Consider the following 17,644-nt stretch of genomic DNA (forward strand, 5'->3'; position numbering starts at 1 on the left):
AATAAACAATGAAAAAACAATTAAACAAAGCTGTATTAGCATTAGTATTATCATTATCTCTTACAAATTGCTCAACAGAATCTATTGATCTAGAATCAAATAATAATGCTTCTTCACAAAGCACTGTAGAATGTAATACAAAAGCAAAAGTGCGTTTTACAAATAATGGAACTAAAGCATTTACTTTTAAAATTTATGATGAAAATCTAAATTTAATTGTTGAAAAAATAAATGTAGCACCTAGCACTAGCACGAATTGGTTTTCTTTTTTAGAAGGAGATATTATTTTTTCTTTGAAGAGCGATGAGGCAAATAGCTCTACAATAAGCAGACAAGTTTATGTACATAAATGTAACGAATACAATGTTACTGTTAAACCAGACAACACACTAGATTCAGATTTATCTATCTAATTAGAACTAACAATTAAATTAAAGCCTGAGACATAATCTCAGGCTTTTTTTTATGCATTAGACTTCGCTTATAAACATGTGTGTTTTCACTACGCCATTAACATAGTATTAAATTAATACCTTAGCTACTATTGTGTCTTTGTTTTTTTAGTAACTATAATGATTTTATTATTGTCCATATCTGTAGTAAAAAACAAATAATAATCTCCTCCATCTTTAATACTTAGTCTTTTTCTAATTTGACTTACGGTTTCTGGAAAGTTTCTAACAGTAATATTTGCTTTATTGATTTTTACATCTTGCTTAAACTGTTTCTTATTATATTTTATCACTTTTTCAATTTCAAAAGCACGTCCTGGGAAATCAATTATATCTAATGATGTATATAAGTGCGAATGTTTGTGAAGCTTTTTTAAATTAAGTTTTTCTCCAATGTATTCAAAAGCACCAGCTTTTAAAATTGCAGCGTTTGGTTCGTATAAATAATTAAGTGGTTTAGAAAATTCATTAGTAGCTAATGATTCTTCATTTAAATAGAAATTAAAATGAACTTTGCTTTGCTTTAAGATGTTTACAGTTTTAATTTCAATGTTATTAATAAAATCATGTTCCAAAATCCAAAGCAGCTCTTTAACTTCATTGTTTACAGCAACTACATGAATGGCTTTTACATGTTTTAATTCTTTAATTCCTGAAGCAATATCAAGTAGAGGAGATGTTTTTACTATCACATTTTTTGAATACTTAAAATAAGCATCTAGGAATTTAGGTACATTTGGTAAACAGTCACTTAATAAAAATACTTTTCCTTTTATGTTATCTCGTCTTGAAGGATCAATATAAATCCAATCAAAAGTCTTATTAGTGTTTTTTAATACATCAATTCCATTTACTGAAATACAATTAATATTTTTAACATTAAGCTGCTTGTAGTTGTGAGCTACAATATTAGAAAGATTTTCGTTTATCTCGCAGTGAGTAACTTCTTTAATTGATTTAGAAAAATAAAAACAGTCGACTCCAAAACCACCAGTTAGATCTATCAAGCTACTCCCTGTTACTAAAGTTGCTTTGTGTTTTGCTGTAACCTCTGATGATGTTTGTTCTATATTAAGCTTGTTTGGATAGTAAATATTTTTAGCACTAAACCAAGTTGGTAATTTCTTTTTACAACGTTTTTTAGCTTCAATTTGTTCAATAATTTCTGCTGTATCAACTAAACTGTCTGGTGTTCCTTTTAAGATTAATCTGGTAATTTCAGAATTTATATTTTTATTTATAAACTCTTGATTTTTAGTATTTAAAATTAAGTTATTCAAAGTGTTACTTAAATTCCTTTTGTAAGTTTTTTTACAATTTTATTTTCAGATAAAAACTCTTTTAATATTACTTTTATTGCAGTGTAAGCTGGTATAGCAACTATCAAACCTATAACACCAAATAATACGCCAGCAATTAGGATTACTAAGAATATTTCTAACGGGTGTGATTTTACACTTTTAGAAAAAATAATTGGTTGACTAAAGAAGTTATCTACTAATTGAGCGATAACAAAACCAATCATAACATAAATTGTTTTTGGCAATATAACTTCACTAAAACTTTCTCCTAAATTACTTGTCATACTTAAAACAAGCATTAATATAGCACTTACCAATGGGCCAACATATGGTATTAAGTTCAATAGTGCACATAAAAATGCAATGACAACAGCATTTTTAATACCAAAAATTAATAAAACTACAGTGTAAATAATAAATAGAATCAATATTTGAAATATTAAACCAACAAAGTATCTAGACAATAAGTCTTTAATTTTTGTAGTAGAATTTTTCCATCTAGACTCTTTTCCATCTGGTACAAACGTCATAATACCGTTTTCAAACAATTTACTATCCTTTAAAAAGAAAAAAGATATAAATAAAACAGAAAACAAGCCTATACTAAAACTACCTAATCCACTGACCAATCCATTTAAAAAATTTGGAATAAGAGAGTAGTCTATTTTTCCAAGTAAATTTGAGTCTTTTATAGATTGTTCTACGTCAATTCTTTTAAGATCAAAATAATCAATAATTTCTTTATAAAGTCCTTCTATATTAATTTGTAGTTTATCAATATCTAAAAGAGCTAAATTTTGACCTTGCTCAACAATTAATGGTATAAATAATAACACTAAGCCAACTAAAAGCCCAATAAGAAGCACCATTGTAACTATAACCGCTAACGTGTTTCTAAACTTTAAACGACGTCGTAAAAAAAGAACAATCGGTCTTCCTATTAGAGAAATTACTGCTGCAATAGCTATATATACTATTATTGACTGTATTTTAAATAAAAAGAAAAGCACTAAAAAAGTACCAAGTAGAATACCTATAGCTTTAATAATACCAGTAGAAATAGTGTTAGAGTTCATTTAGTAAATATATAAATAAATTAAAGCATTTGTTTTGTAATTTCATAAAGCGCAATAGTCGTTGCTTGTACTACGTTCATGCTACTATTTTGTCCATACATATCTACATGAATTATAGCGTCACTTTGATTTAAAATAGCTTCAGATACTCCAAAATTTTCATCACCAATAACTAATATTATTGGTTTTTGTACGGAAAATTCATAATCATGAATAGATTCGCTTGTATCTGTTATCTCTAATGAGATAATTTGATAATCTTCTGCTTTGTATTCTGTAATAACTTCTAAGGCATTATTTGAAATTGTGTAGTCAACAACTTTATCAGTAGCTCTAGACGTTTTTGTCATTTTTCGCCCTAACGGAATAGCATTACCGCAAAATATTACTTTCTCTACACCAAAAGCATCTGCCGTACGAAACAAACTACCAATATTTGGTGCATTTGCAACATTTTCGCAAACCAAAACTATTGGGAAGTTTCTTTTTTTGAAATTTGTATTGTAATGATTGAGTTGCAAGTTTAAATTTTATTAAAAATGAACAGAGTTTTTATTTATACAATTTTGAGATAAATGAGTCTTGAATGCTCCAATATGACAATTAGGCTCATAATGATAATTATCAATACCAGTCGTATAAGTATGACTACTTATTGAATGCAACGATAGAGATACAAAAGTAAAGGCTAATATTATTGCTGTAACTTTATATTTGAGAGAAAATAGCTTCATACTAATTAATTTTCAAAAGCATATTTAACAATATTTGCTCCCATTTGTAACGCTTTTAGCCTAATATCTTCTGGATCATTATGTACTTCTTGATCTTCCCAACCATCTCCTAAATCACTTTCTACAGTTAGTAAAACAACCAAACGAGAATCATGAAATAAACCTAAGGCTTGCGGTCTTTTACCATCATGTTCATGAATTTTAGGCAAACCTTTGGCAAATTTAAATGCTGTATTAAAAATGGCATGATTTACAGGTAATTCTTTTAATTCTTGATTTGGAAATATTTTTTTAAGCTCTTTTACAACATAGTTTTTCATGCCGTAATTATCATCTATATGTAAAAAACCACCACTTTCAAGATAAGTTCTTAAGTTCTCAGACTCTTCTTCATTAAAAAACACATTGCCATGCCCAGTCATATGTAATAGTGGGTACTGAAAGATGTCTGTACTACCAACCTCAACTGTTTCAGGTTTTTCATTCATTTCGGTTTCAATACTCGCATTACAAAATTTAATCAAATTGGGCAACGCAGTAGGATTAGAATACCAATCACCACCACCTTTATATTTCAAAACTGCTAGATCTTGTGCTATTACTTTTGATGAAAGTAAACTAAATAGTATGATAAAACTTGTAAGTTTAAATGTGTTTTTAAGACTATAAATCATATCTCAAAAATAAAAATTATTGTTATGCAAAACACGCTTTTAGTAATTATTATAATGTTATTTACGTTTCAACCTTCAAAACCTGAAACTTTCGAACCTATTACTGTTTTAGAATTGTTTACATCCCAAGGTTGTTCTAGTTGCCCTAAAGCTGATGAATTATTAGGTAACGTTAAAAACAAAAGTAATAGAGTGGTGGCTTTGTCATATCATGTAGATTATTGGAATTATATTGGTTGGAATGATCCATTTAGCAATAAATATAATACTGAGAAGCAACGAGAATATGGAGAGAAATTTTACTCTAGCAGGATATATACGCCGCAACTAGTTATAAATGGTAGAGAGCACTTTGTAGGTTCTAATTCAAGAACCTTGAATGATAAATTAGAAGCTTATGAGAAGCTAAAAGCTAAAAATAGTGTAACGCTTTCCAATATAAAGCAGATAAATAAAATGATAAATTTTAACTATTCTATAAACGGATCTATTAAAGATAAAAAGATCCGTTTTATATTAGTAATCGATGAGCGTATTACAAAAGTTAAACGAGGTGAAAATAGAAATAGAGTTATCAAAAATGAAAATATTGTTGTAAATGAAATTATTGAAACAATAGAAGATGCAGAAGGAGAAATTTCAATAGAAATTCCTAAAATTGTTGAGCAGCAAGATAATCTTAGAATTGTTGCTATTATTCAAACTAAAACATTAGATATAACTGGTGCTACTCAAAAAACGTTATAATTCGTTTACAAAAGCTACAGAGTGACAAGCTACAATGGCTGCAGTTTCTGTTCTTAAACGTGTTGCTCCTAATGTTACAGGAGTAAAATTGCAATGTAATGCCTGCTCAATTTCTTTAGTACTAAAATCACCTTCAGGTCCAATTAAAATTGTAATGTCTTGCTTTGGTTTTATTTCCTTTTTTAGAGACTTTTTATTAGTTTCTTCACAATGCGCAATAAATAAATCGCCAGAAAACTCTTGTTTTATATAGTTTTTAAAAGAAATGGCTTCATTCAATTTTGGCAAATAACAGCTTAGAGATTGTTTCATTGCAGATTGCAATATTTTTTCGAGCCTATCAGTTTTTATAACCTTACGTTCACTGTGATCGCATATAATAGGAGTAACACTAGTAACACCAATTTCTGTAGCTTTTTCTAAAAACCATTCATAGCGATCATTCATTTTTGTAGGAGCTACTGCTATATGAAGGTTATACTCTAATGGTTTTTGAGTTTTTGAAGACACTATAGTTACAACACAATTTTTAATGTCTGCAATTATAATTTCAGCAGAAAACAAATCGCCTTCTCCATTGGTTATATTCAATATATCTCCAACTTTTTTACGCAATACTTTTACAATATGTTTACTTTCTTCTTTTGTAAAAGTAAATTGTGGCTGTGAATTTGTTATTTCAGGACTGTAAAATAATTGCATTAATCAATATTTTCTGAGACTTTTAAAACACTAACTTCTTTTATTTCTTGAATGCGATGTGTTTTTTTTATAATGTAATACCCGTTATCTTTTTCAGTTTTTACGTCATAAATATCATCTAAGTTATGTTTTAAGTCATTGGCTTCATTTTCAATCTCTATTGGTAATTCCCCATCCTTAACCCAACCAGAATCACCGCCTTTAAGCGCGTTATCTGCCATAGAATAACGTTTCGCTAAATCTTCAAATTTAACACCTTTATTATATTTAACCATTATTTTTTTGCGCAGGTCATAAATCTTATCAATTGATAGTTTTGCGCCATCTAAATAAATATAACTTATACGATAATGAGGCACATTAGCTTTACTAATAACTTTATAATGTGTTTTTTTAAACTGTTCTTTTTCGATTTTAGTAAATCCAGTTGGCATTTCTAATAATTCTTTTGCCAATTTAGATTTGTGTTTTTCGGTATTAAATACTAATAATTTATTTTTTCTAGATTTTTTTGATTCTAGATATTCTTCGGCTTGTGCTTCTGTTTCAATCATTTTAAGCTCTTTTTTTACAGATGTTTGAGCAGATATGAATACTGTAAAGCATAGCGATATAACAAGTAGTAGTTTGTTCATTTATATTAGGAATTATTTAGGTTTATTGAACAAAAAAACAAAAAAACAACGTTGATATTTAAATTATTGATAAGGTTATTAACAAGGATTTTAACAACTTGATTATTTATTAGCTCTCAACGAAATAAAACGTACTAAAAATACTAATCCACTATAAATTAATAATCTTTCAATTATTCCAAGAAAGAGAATAAAGACAAGGTTATATTCAACACCATCAATTTCAAAATTATTTGGTGCATAATCACGATGCCAAGACGTAATAAAAATAATATAACGTTCAAGGTTTGGACCTGAAGCTAATACAATTATAAATATTATTAATATTAATATAAAGTTTAAAAAGTTTTTTCTTTGAAACCTCTTAAACCAAAACAATTGTATTAATAAACAAAAAATGAAAGGTCTTAATAGCATTATCCAATATGCCCACCAATATGGTCCAGTTGCTCTGTTAGAAAAAAATGTATTTTCTTCTGTCGAGTAAAAATATATGGTACTAAAAAGGTAATAAAAGAAATAAAATATAGCTATTATACGAATCGTTTTTATAGAGTAATTATAAAAAGAATCATTCAATAATTTTACCTTTTTAGATTTAAATAGTGACAAAATATAGCTTAATACTGAGCTATAACAGAAACCGTATACTAGAATATTAAAAAACCATATTATTGTTTCGTTACTCACCTAATTTGTATTTAGCATGTTCAAGACCTAATTCTATATAATGTAATAATTCTAATTCTGTTTTAATACCATCTTGAGAAACATAGATATATTCTTTCATTGGTTTTTTCACAAAATCCATTGGTCTTACATGTTTTTTAGATAATTCATCATCAATTTTAGCTTCAATAACTCTAACCATTAAATCATTATTGACAGCGCCGATAGTCATTTTTCCTTTATACAAAAAGACTAAACCTCCAAACATTCTTTTTTCTGTAAGTACATCTGGGAAATAACGAAGTTGTTCTCTAATTCGCGTAGCTACTTGATCGTTGAAGGGCATAAATATTATTCGGCAAAAATAATATCTATTTTTGGAAGCATTGTTTTCATAGGTAAAATATTTAAGCTGGTATATATTGATTCAGAATCATCTAATACACCAGAACCTAGAATCTTAATGTGCTCATTTTCATATGGTAAAAAATCATAACTAGGGGAATTAAGCATCATGCCTATTGTTTGTTCAATATAAGTAACATTGTTTTGAATTCTAAGAATTGAGTATGGAGTATTTGGTTGCAAACAAATATAATCTGATAATGGAGAATAACTTATTGCATTCTGTGAAAATAAATGACTTCCTGAATACACAATAGTATTGGTTATATGATTATATATTTTTATCTCATATTGAATGTTAGGATCACTATGAAAACTTTGGTACCCAATACTACAAATTTGTTTTAATTCTGAAACTTCAAAACTGTAAGCATGCACTGGAACATCAAAAGTTGATTCTTCAATTATGGCTGAATTACTATTTAATAACTCTTCATATAAATCTTTAAAAGGGCTATTACTGTCTGTATTGCAAATTATGTCAGAAGTATCTTGACATGGTAACTCAGTAAAGGTTCTTTGCGACTCAGAATTATCATCAAATATATCATCATCTAAACATGATAAAAATAGAAGAAAAAGTAGTGAAATTGAAAGGAAAGTAGTTTTGTTTTTCATAGTCTTTATTTTTGATAACTATAAAAAAGATGCTGAAAAACCGAAATGGTTGCGTTAAAAACAGAGAATTATATCTTCAATCTTGCAGAAGCCATTACATTTTGATCTGCAAAATCACTTTCTAAATACTTTAAATAACCAACAATAGCAATCATACCTGCATTATCAGTAGTATATTCAAATTTAGGGACATATGTAGTCCATCCAAATTTTTGTTCTCCATCTTTTAAAGCTTTTCTAATACCAGAATTTGCAGAAACGCCACCGCCAATAGCAATATGACTAATACCTGTTTGTTTTGCAGCTAATTTTAACTTATCTATTAAAATTCCTATAATAGTATATTGAATTGAAGCGCAAATATCATTTAAGTTTTCCTCAATGAAATTTGCATTCTTTTTTATTTCTCGTTGAATAAAATAGAGTACAGCAGTTTTAAATCCTGAAAAGCTAAAGTTAAGACCATCAACCTTTGGTTTAGTAAAAGCAAACGCTTTGGGGTTTCCTAATTGCGCTCGTTTATCAATTTCTGGTCCGGCTGGATAACCCAATCCAAGAATTTTACCACTTTTATCATAAGCTTCACCAACGGCATCGTCAATAGTTTCTCCTATAACTTCCATTTTAAAATAATCATCAACTCTTACTATTTGTGTATGTCCTCCAGAAATAGTCATTCCTAAAAAAGGAAAAGTAGGTTGATTAAAACCTTCTTCTTTTATAAAATGAGCTAGAATATGAGCTTGCATATGGTTAACATCTATTAATGGAATACTTAAACCAAAAGCTAACGATTTCGCAAAAGAAGTACCAACTAATAATGATCCCATTAAACCTGGGCCACTTGTAAAGGCTATGGCACTTAATTGCGCTTTAGTAATATTAGCTTTTTTTAATGCTTGATGTACAACGGGAACAATGTTTTGTTGGTGTGCTCGAGAGGCCAATTCAGGTACAACACCACCAAATTCTTCATGTATTTTTTGACTGGCAACAACATTGCTTAAAATAACGTTATTACATATAACGGACGCAGATGTATCATCACAAGATGACTCAATACCAAGGATGTAAATATTTTGTGAGGACATTAATAAATATTAGGCATAATAATTGTTAATTTTGATTCCGAAATCAAATCTATCAAAAGCTTGTATTTCGTGTTTACAAAATTACTATAATTATTTTATAAGCTATTTCAATAGAAATAGTTTGTGCTGTATATTGTCATAACTTTATATTATATCAAGAAATTTCTTAAAATAGTAGGAAAACTAATAGCAATACTATTGCTAATCTTCATCATTTTGGTGTTGTTACTATCTATACCTGCTATTCAAACAAAGTTAGGAGCTTATGTTACTAATATTTTAAATGAAGATTACAAAACAAACATTAATGTAGGTAAAGTAGGTCTTCAATTTAATGGCGATGTAGAATTAAAAGAAATTTTAATAAAAGACTATAAGAATGATACACTTATAAGTGTTTTAGAATTAAATACTTCTATTCTCAATTTTAAAAACTTATATAACAGCAAACTAAATTTTGGAGATATTGATCTAGAAGACTTAATTTTTAATATCAAAACCTATAAAGGAGAAAGAGATACTAATTTAGATATTTTTGTTGCGCGTTTCGATGAAGAAAACCCAAGTGAGACAAAAAGCAATTTCCTTTTATCTTCAAGCGATGTATCTATCTATAATGGTGTTTTTAGATTAATAGATGAAAATAAAGAGACACCTCAAATTTTAGAATTCACCAATTTAGATATTAATGCTACTAATTTTCTAATTAATGGTAGTAATGTTAGTGCTAGAATAAATACTTTAGGCTTTAATGATAGTAGAGGTTTAGAAATGGAAAACCTATCTACTAATTTTGGTTACACATTAACCAAAATGACCTTTGATGATTTAAATATAAAAACGAAAAACTCTTCTTTAAAAGGTAATTTAGTGTTTTCATACGATAGAGAAGACTTTTCAGATTTTGAAAATAAAGTACAAGTCAAGGCTAGTTTTAAAAACGCAAATGTTTCTCTAAATGAATTAAATACTTTTTATGATGAGTTTGGAGCCAATCAATATGCAAAATTTAATACAGATGTAAGTGGTACTTTAAACGATTTAAATCTTGAAAATTTAAGATTAACAACTAGTAATAACACTAAAGTTTATGGTGATATTAGTTTTAAAAACTTACTTAATAGTGAAGAAAACAATTTTGCTATGCGAGGTGATTTTAAAAACTTAACATCTAACTATCGTGATTTAAAAAAATTACTACCAAATGTTTTAGGAGAAACAATACCATCCATTTTTGATAAACTTGGGAACTTTACAATTTATGGAAACACAGATATTACACCAACAAAAATTGATGCAGATTTAGATATAAACACACATCTAGGTTTTGCTAAATCAAAATTAAGCCTTTCTAACATTGATGATATAGATTATGCTTCATACACAGGTAATATTATTTTCGATGAGTTTGATATTGGTTCTTTTTTAGAAGATCCAAATCTTGGAAAAATGTCATCTAATCTTGATGTTAATGGTTTAGGCTTTAAAAAGGAAGATTTAAGTGCCAATTTAAATGGGGAAGTATATTCTATAACTTATAATGACTATAGTTATCAAGACATTGTTGTTGATGGAGAGTATAAACAAAATGTTTTTAATGGGAAATTAAAGGCGAACGATAAAAACTTAAAGTTAAACTTTAATGGTTTAGCAGATTTATCTCAAACTATTTATTCTTTTGATTTTGTGGCCGATGTTGAATATGCAAATTTAAAAGTACTTAACCTTTATACCAGAGATAAAAAATCTTTGTTTAAAGGGATTATAGATATGAAGATGAAAGGCACAACTATTGATGATGCTGCGGGAACTATTTCATTTAAAAAAACAAATTATAAAAATGAAATTGATGACTATTATTTTGAAGATTTTGCTATAACATCATCTTTTAAAGGAAAAGAACATTATATAGATGTTAATTCACCAGATATAGTAAAAGGAAGACTTAGTGGTGAATTCGAATTTAAAGACATTGCAAGTTTGTTTGAAAATTCAATTAAAAGTATATATACTAACAAGGCACCTAATGTAATTGAAACAAATCAATACATAGATTTTAATTTTAAAATATATAATAAAATAGTAGAGGTATTTTATCCAGATTTAAAACTTGGAAAAAATACATTTATAAAAGGTCGTGTTGAAACAGATGAAAAAGAGTTTAAACTTACTTTTAAATCTCCAAAAATTGAATTACTAGATTATTTTGCAAAAGATATAGAGCTTCAAGTCAATAATAAAAACCCGCTATTCAATACCTATGTAGAAATTGATAGTATTAAAACTAATTTTTATAGTGCCTCTAAATTTAACTTAATTAATGTAACATTAAATGATACGCTTTATATGCGTTCAGAATTTAAAGGCGGTAAGAATAATAGTGACGATTACAACTTAAGTTTTTATCACACTATAAATTCTGAAGACAATTCTGTTTTTGGTTTTAAAAAGAGCGAAGTTACTTTTAAAAATAATAAATGGCTTATTAATGAAAAAGGGGATAAGTATAATAAAATTGTTTTAGAAAATGGCTTTAAGGATGTAGACATTCAACAAATTATTATGAGTCATCAAGGGGAACAAATTAACCTCGGTGGTAATATGAAAGGTTCAGATTTTAAAGATATAAAACTTGACTTTAAAGATGTTGACTTACAAAAAATAACACCAAGAGTAGACAGTTTATCATTAGCAGGTAATGTAAATGGAGCTCTAGAATTACTTCAACAAGATGGTAAATATCTGCCCAGTTCAACAATTACAATTGATGACTTCACTGTAAACAGAACTAAATTTGGTTCTTTTGATGCAGTTATTGTAGGTAATGATAAATTAACTAATTATAAAGTTGTAAGTACTATAAAAGATGATGTTACACAAAGTTTTCAAGCTATTGGAGATATAAATGTTTCAGATGATAATGCTTCAATTAATTTAGATTTATCTTTCAATAAATTTAATTTAAATATACTATCTCCATTATTAGAACCTGTTTTAAGTAACGTTCGAGGTGATGTTACTGGAAAAGCAAAAGTAATAGGCAAGTTAAATCAACCAAATTTTGAAGGAGAATTAACTATAGATAATGGAGGATTAAAAGTGCCGTATCTTAATGTTGATTTTGATTTTAAAGATAATGCTTCAGTTTCATTAAATAAACAACAGTTTAAATTCAATAGTATTAATATTACAGATGTAAAACATAAAACAAAAGGAGTTTTAGACGGAACAATTAATCATGTAAACTTCTCTAATTGGCGTTTAGATTTAGACATTAACACCGATAGATTACTGGTATTAGATACTAAGTTTAATGAAGATGCATTGTATTATGGCACAGGTTATATAAGTGGGACTGCACGTATTTTTGGACCAACTGAAGCCTTAAGAATAGATGCAGAAGCATCAACAGAAAAAGGAACAGAATTTTATATTCCTTTAAGTGATGTTGAATCATTTGGAGATAACTCATTTATTCATTTTTTAACACCAGATGAAAAATTAGCAAAAAAAGAAGGTAAAGAGGTTAATCTTAATACGATATCTGGATTAGAAATGAGTTTCGATTTAGATGTAAATGAAAATGCACTTATCGAAATTGTAATGGACAGGAAATCGGGAAGTACAATTAAAGGTAGAGGATCAGGTTATTTAAACTTCAATATCAATACAAATGATAAATTTAATATGTATGGCGATTTTGTTGTTTGGGAAGGTTATTACAATTTCCTTTATGGAGGTGTAGTAGAAAAAAAGTTTTTGGTTACGCCTTATGAAAGTGTACTACGTTGGGATGGAAATCCATTAAAAGCACAAATAGATATTGAAGCGGTTTATAAAACAAGGACTAATCCTTCTCCGCTACTGGATGCAGGGATCTCACAAACTATTCCAGTTGAACTAGAAATTAAATTAACAGGAAACCTAGAAAAACCAGAACCAGAATTTGCTTTCGAATTTCCAAATATAAGTTCTACACTAAAATCAGAAATCAATTACAGACTAGATTCTAAAGAAGATAGGGATAATCAAGCTTTATATTTATTAGCAACTGGTGGATTTAATAGAGAATTTAGAGAAATTAGCTTAACAGGTACTCTAACAGAGCGTTTAAATGGTTTAATTAATGGTTTTTTTACAGATAGTGATAGTAAAATAAATATTGGATTGAATTATGAAGCTGGACAAAAACGTCTGGATTATGAGTCAGACGATAGATTAGGTGTTACACTACAAACAAAAATAACCGATCGCGTGCTTATTAACGGAAAAGTTGGTGTACCTGTTGGTGGTGCAACAGAGTCTGTAATTGCTGGTGATGTACAAATAGATTTCCTTTTAAATGAAGAAGGAACATTAACAGCTAAAGTATTTAATAGAGAAAATAGTATTAGAAACTTTGGTGACGAGATTGGTTATACTCAAGGCTTAGGTATAGCATACTCTGTAGATTTCGATACTTTTGGAGAATTACTAAGAAAAATCTTTGGTAAAAAAGAAGAAGAAAGTGCTGTTGAAGAAAAACCAAAAGAAGAAGAAAAAGATGATTCTCCTTTTTCAGACGATAATATTGGATTCAAAAAAGAGTAAAAAGTTGTCATTTTAACCTTATTTTTTCACTTCAAAAAAAATATTTTATTTTTTTTTACCAACTCAAACGTTTTAGTAAAGACAGCACTGTTAATTTTTGAAAAAACCCTAGGTTTATATGGTTTTACTTTCTTAGTTTTACTTTTCTAATTAACAAATTACATGTCGAAAACAATAAAAAAAATAGGTGTAATGACATCAGGAGGAGACTCCCCAGGAATGAATGCAGCCATTCGTTCTGTAGCTAGAACTTGTGCTTTTCATAAAATAGAATGTGTAGGAATTTATCGTGGTTATGAAGGTATGATAGAAGGTGATTTCAAGGATCTAACCGCTCGTAATGTTAAAGGCATAATTAATAAAGGAGGTACTGTTTTAAAATCTGCAAGATCTAAAGAATTTAGAACTGCTGAAGGTCGTAAGAAAGCATATGAGACTTTAAAGGCAAAAGAAATAGATGCTTTAGTTGTTATTGGTGGAGATGGTACATTTACAGGAGCTTTAATTTTTAATCAAGAATATGGCTTTCCTGTTATGGGAATACCTGGTACTATTGATAATGATATTTTTGGAACATCTCACACATTAGGTTATGATACTGCTTTAAACACAGTAGTAGATAGTATAGATAAAATACGTGATACAGCTAGTTCTCATAACAGGTTATTTTTTGTTGAAGTTATGGGGCGTGATGTAGGTCATATTGCACTTAATGTTGGTATTGGAGCTGGAGCTGAAGAAATACTTATTCCTGAAGAAGATTTAGGGTTAGACCGTTTGCTAGAGTCTTTAAGGCGAAGTAAAAAATCAGGAAAATCTTCAAGTATAGTTGTTGTTGCAGAAGGAGATAAGATTGGAAAAAACGTTTTCGAACTTAAAGATTATGTTGAAGAACATATGACTGAATATGAAGTTCGTGTTTCTGTTTTAGGTCACATGCAACGTGGCGGATCACCTTCTTGTTTCGATCGTGTGTTAGCTAGTAGAATGGGAGTGAAAGCCGTAGAAAGCCTCTTAGAAGGAGAATCTAATTATATGGTAGGGTTATTAAGCGATAAAATAGCACTTACACCTTTAGAAAAAGCAGTTAAAGGGAAGTCTAAAATAAATAAAGAATTAATACGTGTGTCAGATATTATGACCACTTAATATTGAAAATTGAATTATGTCAAAATTAAAATTAGGAATTAACGGATTTGGAAGAATAGGTCGTATTGTATTTAGAGCGACAGTAAAACGTGATAATGTAGATGTTGTTGCCATTAATGATTTGTTAGATGTAGAGCATTTAGCATACTTATTAGAATACGATTCTGTTCATGGAAAATTTGACGGTACTATAGAAGTTAAAGATGGAAACTTAGTTGTAAATGGAAAGACGATTAGAGTGACTGCAGAAAGAGATCCTAAAAACCTAAAATGGGATCAGGCTGGAGCAGAAGTTATTGCAGAATGTACAGGTATTTTTACAACATTAGAAACAGCTAATTATCATATTGAAGGAGGTGCTAAAAAAGTAGTGATTTCAGCACCTAGTAAAGATGCGCCTATGTTTGTAATGGGAGTAAATGATAATAAATTAAATGCTAATGATACAATCGTATCTAATGCTTCTTGTACTACAAACTGTTTAGCTCCATTAGCTAAAGTGATTGAAGATAATTTTGGCATTGAAGAAGCTTTAATGACAACGATTCACGCAGCTACTTCAACGCAGTATACAGTAGATTCACCATCACGTAAAAACTATCGTTTAGGTCGTAGTGCAATAAATAATATTATTCCAACATCTACAGGCGCGGCAAAAGCAGTAGGTAAAGTTATTCCAGAACTAGATGGTAAACTAACAGGTATGGCCTTTAGAGTTCCTATTGCTGATGTTTCTGTTGTAGATTTAACAGTAAAAACTAAGAAAGCAACATCATTAGAAGAGATAAAGCTAGCAATGAAAAACGCATCCGAAGGTGCAATGGAAGGAGTTATAGGTTATACAGAAGATGCTGTTGTATCTCAAGATTTTGTTAGTGAAATAAAAACAAGTGTCTTTGATGCAGATGCATCGATAGAGTTAAATTCTACGTTTTATAAATTGGTATCTTGGTACGATAATGAATTTGGATATTCAAACAAATTGGTTGACTTAGCTGAAAAAGTAAATAGTTTATAAGCTTAATATATAATACCACATTGAGCGCAGTCTAATTGTCTTTTTTAACTTTTTACTGCGCTTTTTTATTTTAATAATTAAACTAACTTTAAAACATGATATTAATAGTTGATAGTGGTTCTACAAAATGCGATTGGATTGCAGTAGATAATAATGGGAAACAAGTGCTAGAAAAAATTAGAACTAAAGGTTTAAATCCTGCTATACTTTCTGAAAAAAAATTAAAAAAAACCATTAAAAAAAGCAAAGAACTTAAAGAGAATAGAGAAAACGTTACAAATGTATTTTTTTATGGTGCTGGATGTGGTACAGAGAAACCAAGATTAATGCTAAAGGTTGTATTGCAAGAGTTTTTTTCAAAAGCAAATGTTACAGTTAATGAAGATACTATGGCTGCTGTATATTCTACTATTTCTACAAAAGACGAGGCTGCAGTCGTTTGTATTTTAGGGACTGGATCTAACTGTAGCTATTATGATGGCAAAATATTACATCAAGAAGTAGAGTCTTTAGGTTATAGTATAATGGATGATGCTTCTGGAAACTATTATGGTAAGCAATTATTACGTGATTATTATTTTAACCACATGCCAGAAACTTTAAAAATAGCTTTTGCAGACAAATACAATGTTGAAGCAGATTACATAAAATATAATCTTTATAAACAACCTAATCCTAATGCTTTTTTAGCCAGTTTTGCAGAGTTCATGATTTTAAATAAGGATTCAGAATACATGGTTAATTTAATTAAAGAAGGTATTCGGGTGTTTGCAAAAAACATGATTTTACAATTTAAAGAAGAACTAAAAACTGTACCTGTACATTTCGCAGGTTCTATTGCTTTTTTCTGCCAAGACGAAATTAAAGCAATTGGCGAGGAATTAAATTTTAAAGTTGGTAATTTTGAACGCAGACCAATTGAAGGATTAGTCTCTTTTCATATAGCAAATTTGTAAGTAACTATATAGTGATAGAAGAGTTTAGAATATATTTATTTCTTTTAAGAAAAATATAAAATATCGCTTTTATGAAAAGAATATTTGCTTTATTTTTTATTACAATCATTTTGTACAATTGTACATCTAATAAAGAAGTTCTATATAATTTTGAATCTGAAACATTAAAAATAGTACCAATAAGTAATACTATTTTTAAACATATTTCATACTTAAAAACTGATGATTTTGGTAATGTAGCATGTAATGGTATGATATATTTTAATAAAAATGAGGCTATTGTGTTTGATACGCCTACAGATGGTATTGCTTCATTAGAGCTTATAAAATGGATACATAAAGTTCAAAAAAAGAAAATTAAAGCAGTTGTAGTAACGCATTTTCATAGTGATTGTTTGGGAGGATTAGAACAATTTCATAAGATAGATACAAAATCATATGCTAATAATAAGACTATTGATTTAGCTAAACAAAATAACATAAAAACCTTACCCAAAAATGGTTTTAATAATATGATAGAAATTAAAGTGGGTAAAGAAATTATTTTTGCAAAATTCTTTGGCGAAGGTCATACTATAGATAATGTTGTTGGGTATATTCCCAATGAAAAAACATTATTTGGAGGATGTTTAATTAAAACCATGAATGCAAGTAAAGGCTATCTAGGAGATGCTAATACTAATGAATGGTCTAAAACAGTAGAAGTAATAAAAAAAGAAATTCCAGATTTAAATATTATAATCCCTGGACATGGTAAACATGGAGGAACCGAACTTTTAGATTATACAATTCGATTATTTAAAAAGCTTTAATAAGCTATTTAAATC

At 28.6% G+C, this 17,644-nt stretch carries 18 protein-coding genes; 7 read left to right on the forward strand and 11 right to left on the reverse strand.

Annotated features, from left to right (window positions below; genetic code table 11):
• Positions 1 to 8 precede the first annotated feature (8 nt).
• Positions 9 to 413 carry a hypothetical protein gene (locus tag Q0997_RS06985; RefSeq protein WP_299886590.1) on the forward strand — a complete coding sequence of 135 codons (405 nt, stop codon included), beginning with the start codon at positions 9 to 11 and terminating at the stop codon, positions 411 to 413.
• Between the two features lie 128 nt (positions 414 to 541).
• Here Q0997_RS06985 and Q0997_RS06990 read toward each other — a convergent pair whose 3' ends face one another.
• From Q0997_RS06990 to Q0997_RS07010, 5 genes are read right to left on the reverse strand one after another with little or no spacing between them, the layout of a single operon-like run.
• Positions 542 to 1,732: a class I SAM-dependent methyltransferase gene (locus Q0997_RS06990; protein ID WP_299886592.1), complete on the reverse strand. Its 1,191-nt coding sequence runs from the start codon at positions 1,730 to 1,732 to the stop codon at positions 542 to 544.
• Between the two features lie 8 nt (positions 1,733 to 1,740).
• On the reverse strand, positions 1,741 to 2,829 hold the full coding sequence (locus tag Q0997_RS06995) for an AI-2E family transporter (RefSeq protein WP_299886594.1): 1,089 nt from the start codon (positions 2,827 to 2,829) through the stop codon (positions 1,741 to 1,743).
• A 20-nt stretch (positions 2,830 to 2,849) separates the two neighbouring features.
• On the reverse strand, positions 2,850 to 3,350 hold the full coding sequence (locus tag Q0997_RS07000; protein ID WP_299886597.1) for a TrmH family RNA methyltransferase: 501 nt from the start codon (positions 3,348 to 3,350) through the stop codon (positions 2,850 to 2,852).
• Between the two features lie 12 nt (positions 3,351 to 3,362).
• A complete protein-coding gene (locus Q0997_RS07005; protein ID WP_299886599.1) occupies positions 3,363 to 3,563 on the reverse strand; it encodes a hypothetical protein in 201 nt (66 codons plus the stop codon).
• A gap of 5 nt (positions 3,564 to 3,568) precedes the next feature.
• Positions 3,569 to 4,237: a DUF4159 domain-containing protein gene (locus Q0997_RS07010; RefSeq protein WP_299886602.1), complete on the reverse strand. Its 669-nt coding sequence runs from the start codon at positions 4,235 to 4,237 to the stop codon at positions 3,569 to 3,571.
• Between the two features lie 24 nt (positions 4,238 to 4,261).
• Between Q0997_RS07010 and Q0997_RS07015 the strand changes: the two genes are divergently transcribed.
• A complete protein-coding gene (locus Q0997_RS07015) occupies positions 4,262 to 4,984 on the forward strand; it encodes a thioredoxin family protein (protein WP_299886604.1) in 723 nt (240 codons plus the stop codon).
• On the opposite strand, the gene Q0997_RS07020 is transcribed toward Q0997_RS07015, so the two are convergent.
• The 6 genes from Q0997_RS07020 to tsaD all read right to left on the reverse strand — a co-directional run bounded on the left by Q0997_RS07020 (position 4,979) and on the right by tsaD (position 9,104).
• On the reverse strand, positions 4,979 to 5,686 hold the full coding sequence (locus tag Q0997_RS07020; protein WP_299886607.1) for a 16S rRNA (uracil(1498)-N(3))-methyltransferase: 708 nt from the start codon (positions 5,684 to 5,686) through the stop codon (positions 4,979 to 4,981). The genes Q0997_RS07015 and Q0997_RS07020 overlap by 6 nt on opposite strands.
• Positions 5,686 to 6,321: a peptidylprolyl isomerase gene (locus tag Q0997_RS07025; protein WP_299886609.1), complete on the reverse strand. Its 636-nt coding sequence runs from the start codon at positions 6,319 to 6,321 to the stop codon at positions 5,686 to 5,688. Before Q0997_RS07025 ends, Q0997_RS07020 begins: the two co-directional genes overlap by 1 nt.
• A gap of 102 nt (positions 6,322 to 6,423) precedes the next feature.
• A complete protein-coding gene (locus Q0997_RS07030) occupies positions 6,424 to 7,011 on the reverse strand; it encodes a hypothetical protein (RefSeq protein ID WP_299886612.1) in 588 nt (195 codons plus the stop codon).
• Positions 7,004 to 7,336 (reverse strand): TfoX/Sxy family protein, encoded by a 333-nt coding sequence (locus Q0997_RS07035; RefSeq protein ID WP_299886615.1) that lies wholly within the window; start codon positions 7,334 to 7,336, stop codon positions 7,004 to 7,006. The genes Q0997_RS07030 and Q0997_RS07035 overlap by 8 nt, the downstream gene beginning before the upstream one ends.
• 5 nt (positions 7,337 to 7,341) lie before the next feature.
• Positions 7,342 to 8,013, reverse strand: coding sequence for a hypothetical protein (locus Q0997_RS07040; RefSeq protein WP_299886618.1), 672 nt, complete (start codon positions 8,011 to 8,013; stop codon positions 7,342 to 7,344).
• A gap of 68 nt (positions 8,014 to 8,081) precedes the next feature.
• On the reverse strand, positions 8,082 to 9,104 hold the full coding sequence (gene tsaD / locus Q0997_RS07045; protein ID WP_299886621.1) for a tRNA (adenosine(37)-N6)-threonylcarbamoyltransferase complex transferase subunit TsaD: 1,023 nt from the start codon (positions 9,102 to 9,104) through the stop codon (positions 8,082 to 8,084).
• Between the two features lie 198 nt (positions 9,105 to 9,302).
• On the opposite strand from tsaD, the gene Q0997_RS07050 reads away from it, so the two are divergent.
• The 5 genes from Q0997_RS07050 to bla all read left to right on the forward strand — a co-directional run bounded on the left by Q0997_RS07050 (position 9,303) and on the right by bla (position 17,629).
• On the forward strand, positions 9,303 to 13,694 hold the full coding sequence (locus Q0997_RS07050) for a translocation/assembly module TamB domain-containing protein (protein WP_299886624.1): 4,392 nt from the start codon (positions 9,303 to 9,305) through the stop codon (positions 13,692 to 13,694).
• Between the two features lie 162 nt (positions 13,695 to 13,856).
• Positions 13,857 to 14,843, forward strand: coding sequence for a 6-phosphofructokinase (gene pfkA / locus Q0997_RS07055; RefSeq protein ID WP_299886627.1), 987 nt, complete (start codon positions 13,857 to 13,859; stop codon positions 14,841 to 14,843).
• A gap of 16 nt (positions 14,844 to 14,859) precedes the next feature.
• Positions 14,860 to 15,861, forward strand: coding sequence for a type I glyceraldehyde-3-phosphate dehydrogenase (gap, locus tag Q0997_RS07060; RefSeq protein WP_299886630.1), 1,002 nt, complete (start codon positions 14,860 to 14,862; stop codon positions 15,859 to 15,861).
• Between the two features lie 95 nt (positions 15,862 to 15,956).
• A complete protein-coding gene (locus Q0997_RS07065) occupies positions 15,957 to 16,817 on the forward strand; it encodes a BadF/BadG/BcrA/BcrD ATPase family protein (RefSeq protein WP_299886632.1) in 861 nt (286 codons plus the stop codon).
• 71 nt (positions 16,818 to 16,888) lie between these two features.
• A complete protein-coding gene (gene bla / locus Q0997_RS07070; RefSeq protein ID WP_299886635.1) occupies positions 16,889 to 17,629 on the forward strand; it encodes a subclass B1 metallo-beta-lactamase in 741 nt (246 codons plus the stop codon).
• Positions 17,630 to 17,644 lie beyond the last annotated feature (15 nt).

The organism is uncultured Lacinutrix sp. (genome assembly GCF_947500325.1).
In the GTDB taxonomy this organism is placed as follows: Bacteria; Bacteroidota; Bacteroidia; order Flavobacteriales; family Flavobacteriaceae; genus Lacinutrix.

Bases quoted from the DNA above. Each gene is read 5' to 3' on its own strand.
- Q0997_RS06985 (WP_299886590.1), top strand. From the start codon at position 9: ATGAAAAAACAATTAAACAAAGCTGTATTAGCATTAGTATTATCATTA.
- Q0997_RS06995 (WP_299886594.1), bottom strand. From the start codon at position 2,829: ATGAACTCTAACACTATTTCTACTGGTATTATTAAAGCTATAGGTATT.
- Q0997_RS07005 (WP_299886599.1), bottom strand. From the start codon at position 3,563: ATGAAGCTATTTTCTCTCAAATATAAAGTTACAGCAATAATATTAGCC.
- Q0997_RS07010 (WP_299886602.1), bottom strand. From the start codon at position 4,237: ATGATTTATAGTCTTAAAAACACATTTAAACTTACAAGTTTTATCATA.
- Q0997_RS07015 (WP_299886604.1), top strand. From the start codon at position 4,262: ATGCAAAACACGCTTTTAGTAATTATTATAATGTTATTTACGTTTCAA.
- Q0997_RS07020 (WP_299886607.1), bottom strand. From the start codon at position 5,686: ATGCAATTATTTTACAGTCCTGAAATAACAAATTCACAGCCACAATTT.
- Q0997_RS07025 (WP_299886609.1), bottom strand. From the start codon at position 6,321: ATGAACAAACTACTACTTGTTATATCGCTATGCTTTACAGTATTCATA.
- Q0997_RS07035 (WP_299886615.1), bottom strand. From the start codon at position 7,336: ATGCCCTTCAACGATCAAGTAGCTACGCGAATTAGAGAACAACTTCGT.
- Q0997_RS07040 (WP_299886618.1), bottom strand. From the start codon at position 8,013: ATGAAAAACAAAACTACTTTCCTTTCAATTTCACTACTTTTTCTTCTA.
- tsaD (WP_299886621.1), bottom strand. From the start codon at position 9,104: ATGTCCTCACAAAATATTTACATCCTTGGTATTGAGTCATCTTGTGAT.
- pfkA (WP_299886627.1), top strand. From the start codon at position 13,857: ATGTCGAAAACAATAAAAAAAATAGGTGTAATGACATCAGGAGGAGAC.
- gap (WP_299886630.1), top strand. From the start codon at position 14,860: ATGTCAAAATTAAAATTAGGAATTAACGGATTTGGAAGAATAGGTCGT.
- Q0997_RS07065 (WP_299886632.1), top strand. From the start codon at position 15,957: ATGATATTAATAGTTGATAGTGGTTCTACAAAATGCGATTGGATTGCA.
- bla (WP_299886635.1), top strand. From the start codon at position 16,889: ATGAAAAGAATATTTGCTTTATTTTTTATTACAATCATTTTGTACAAT.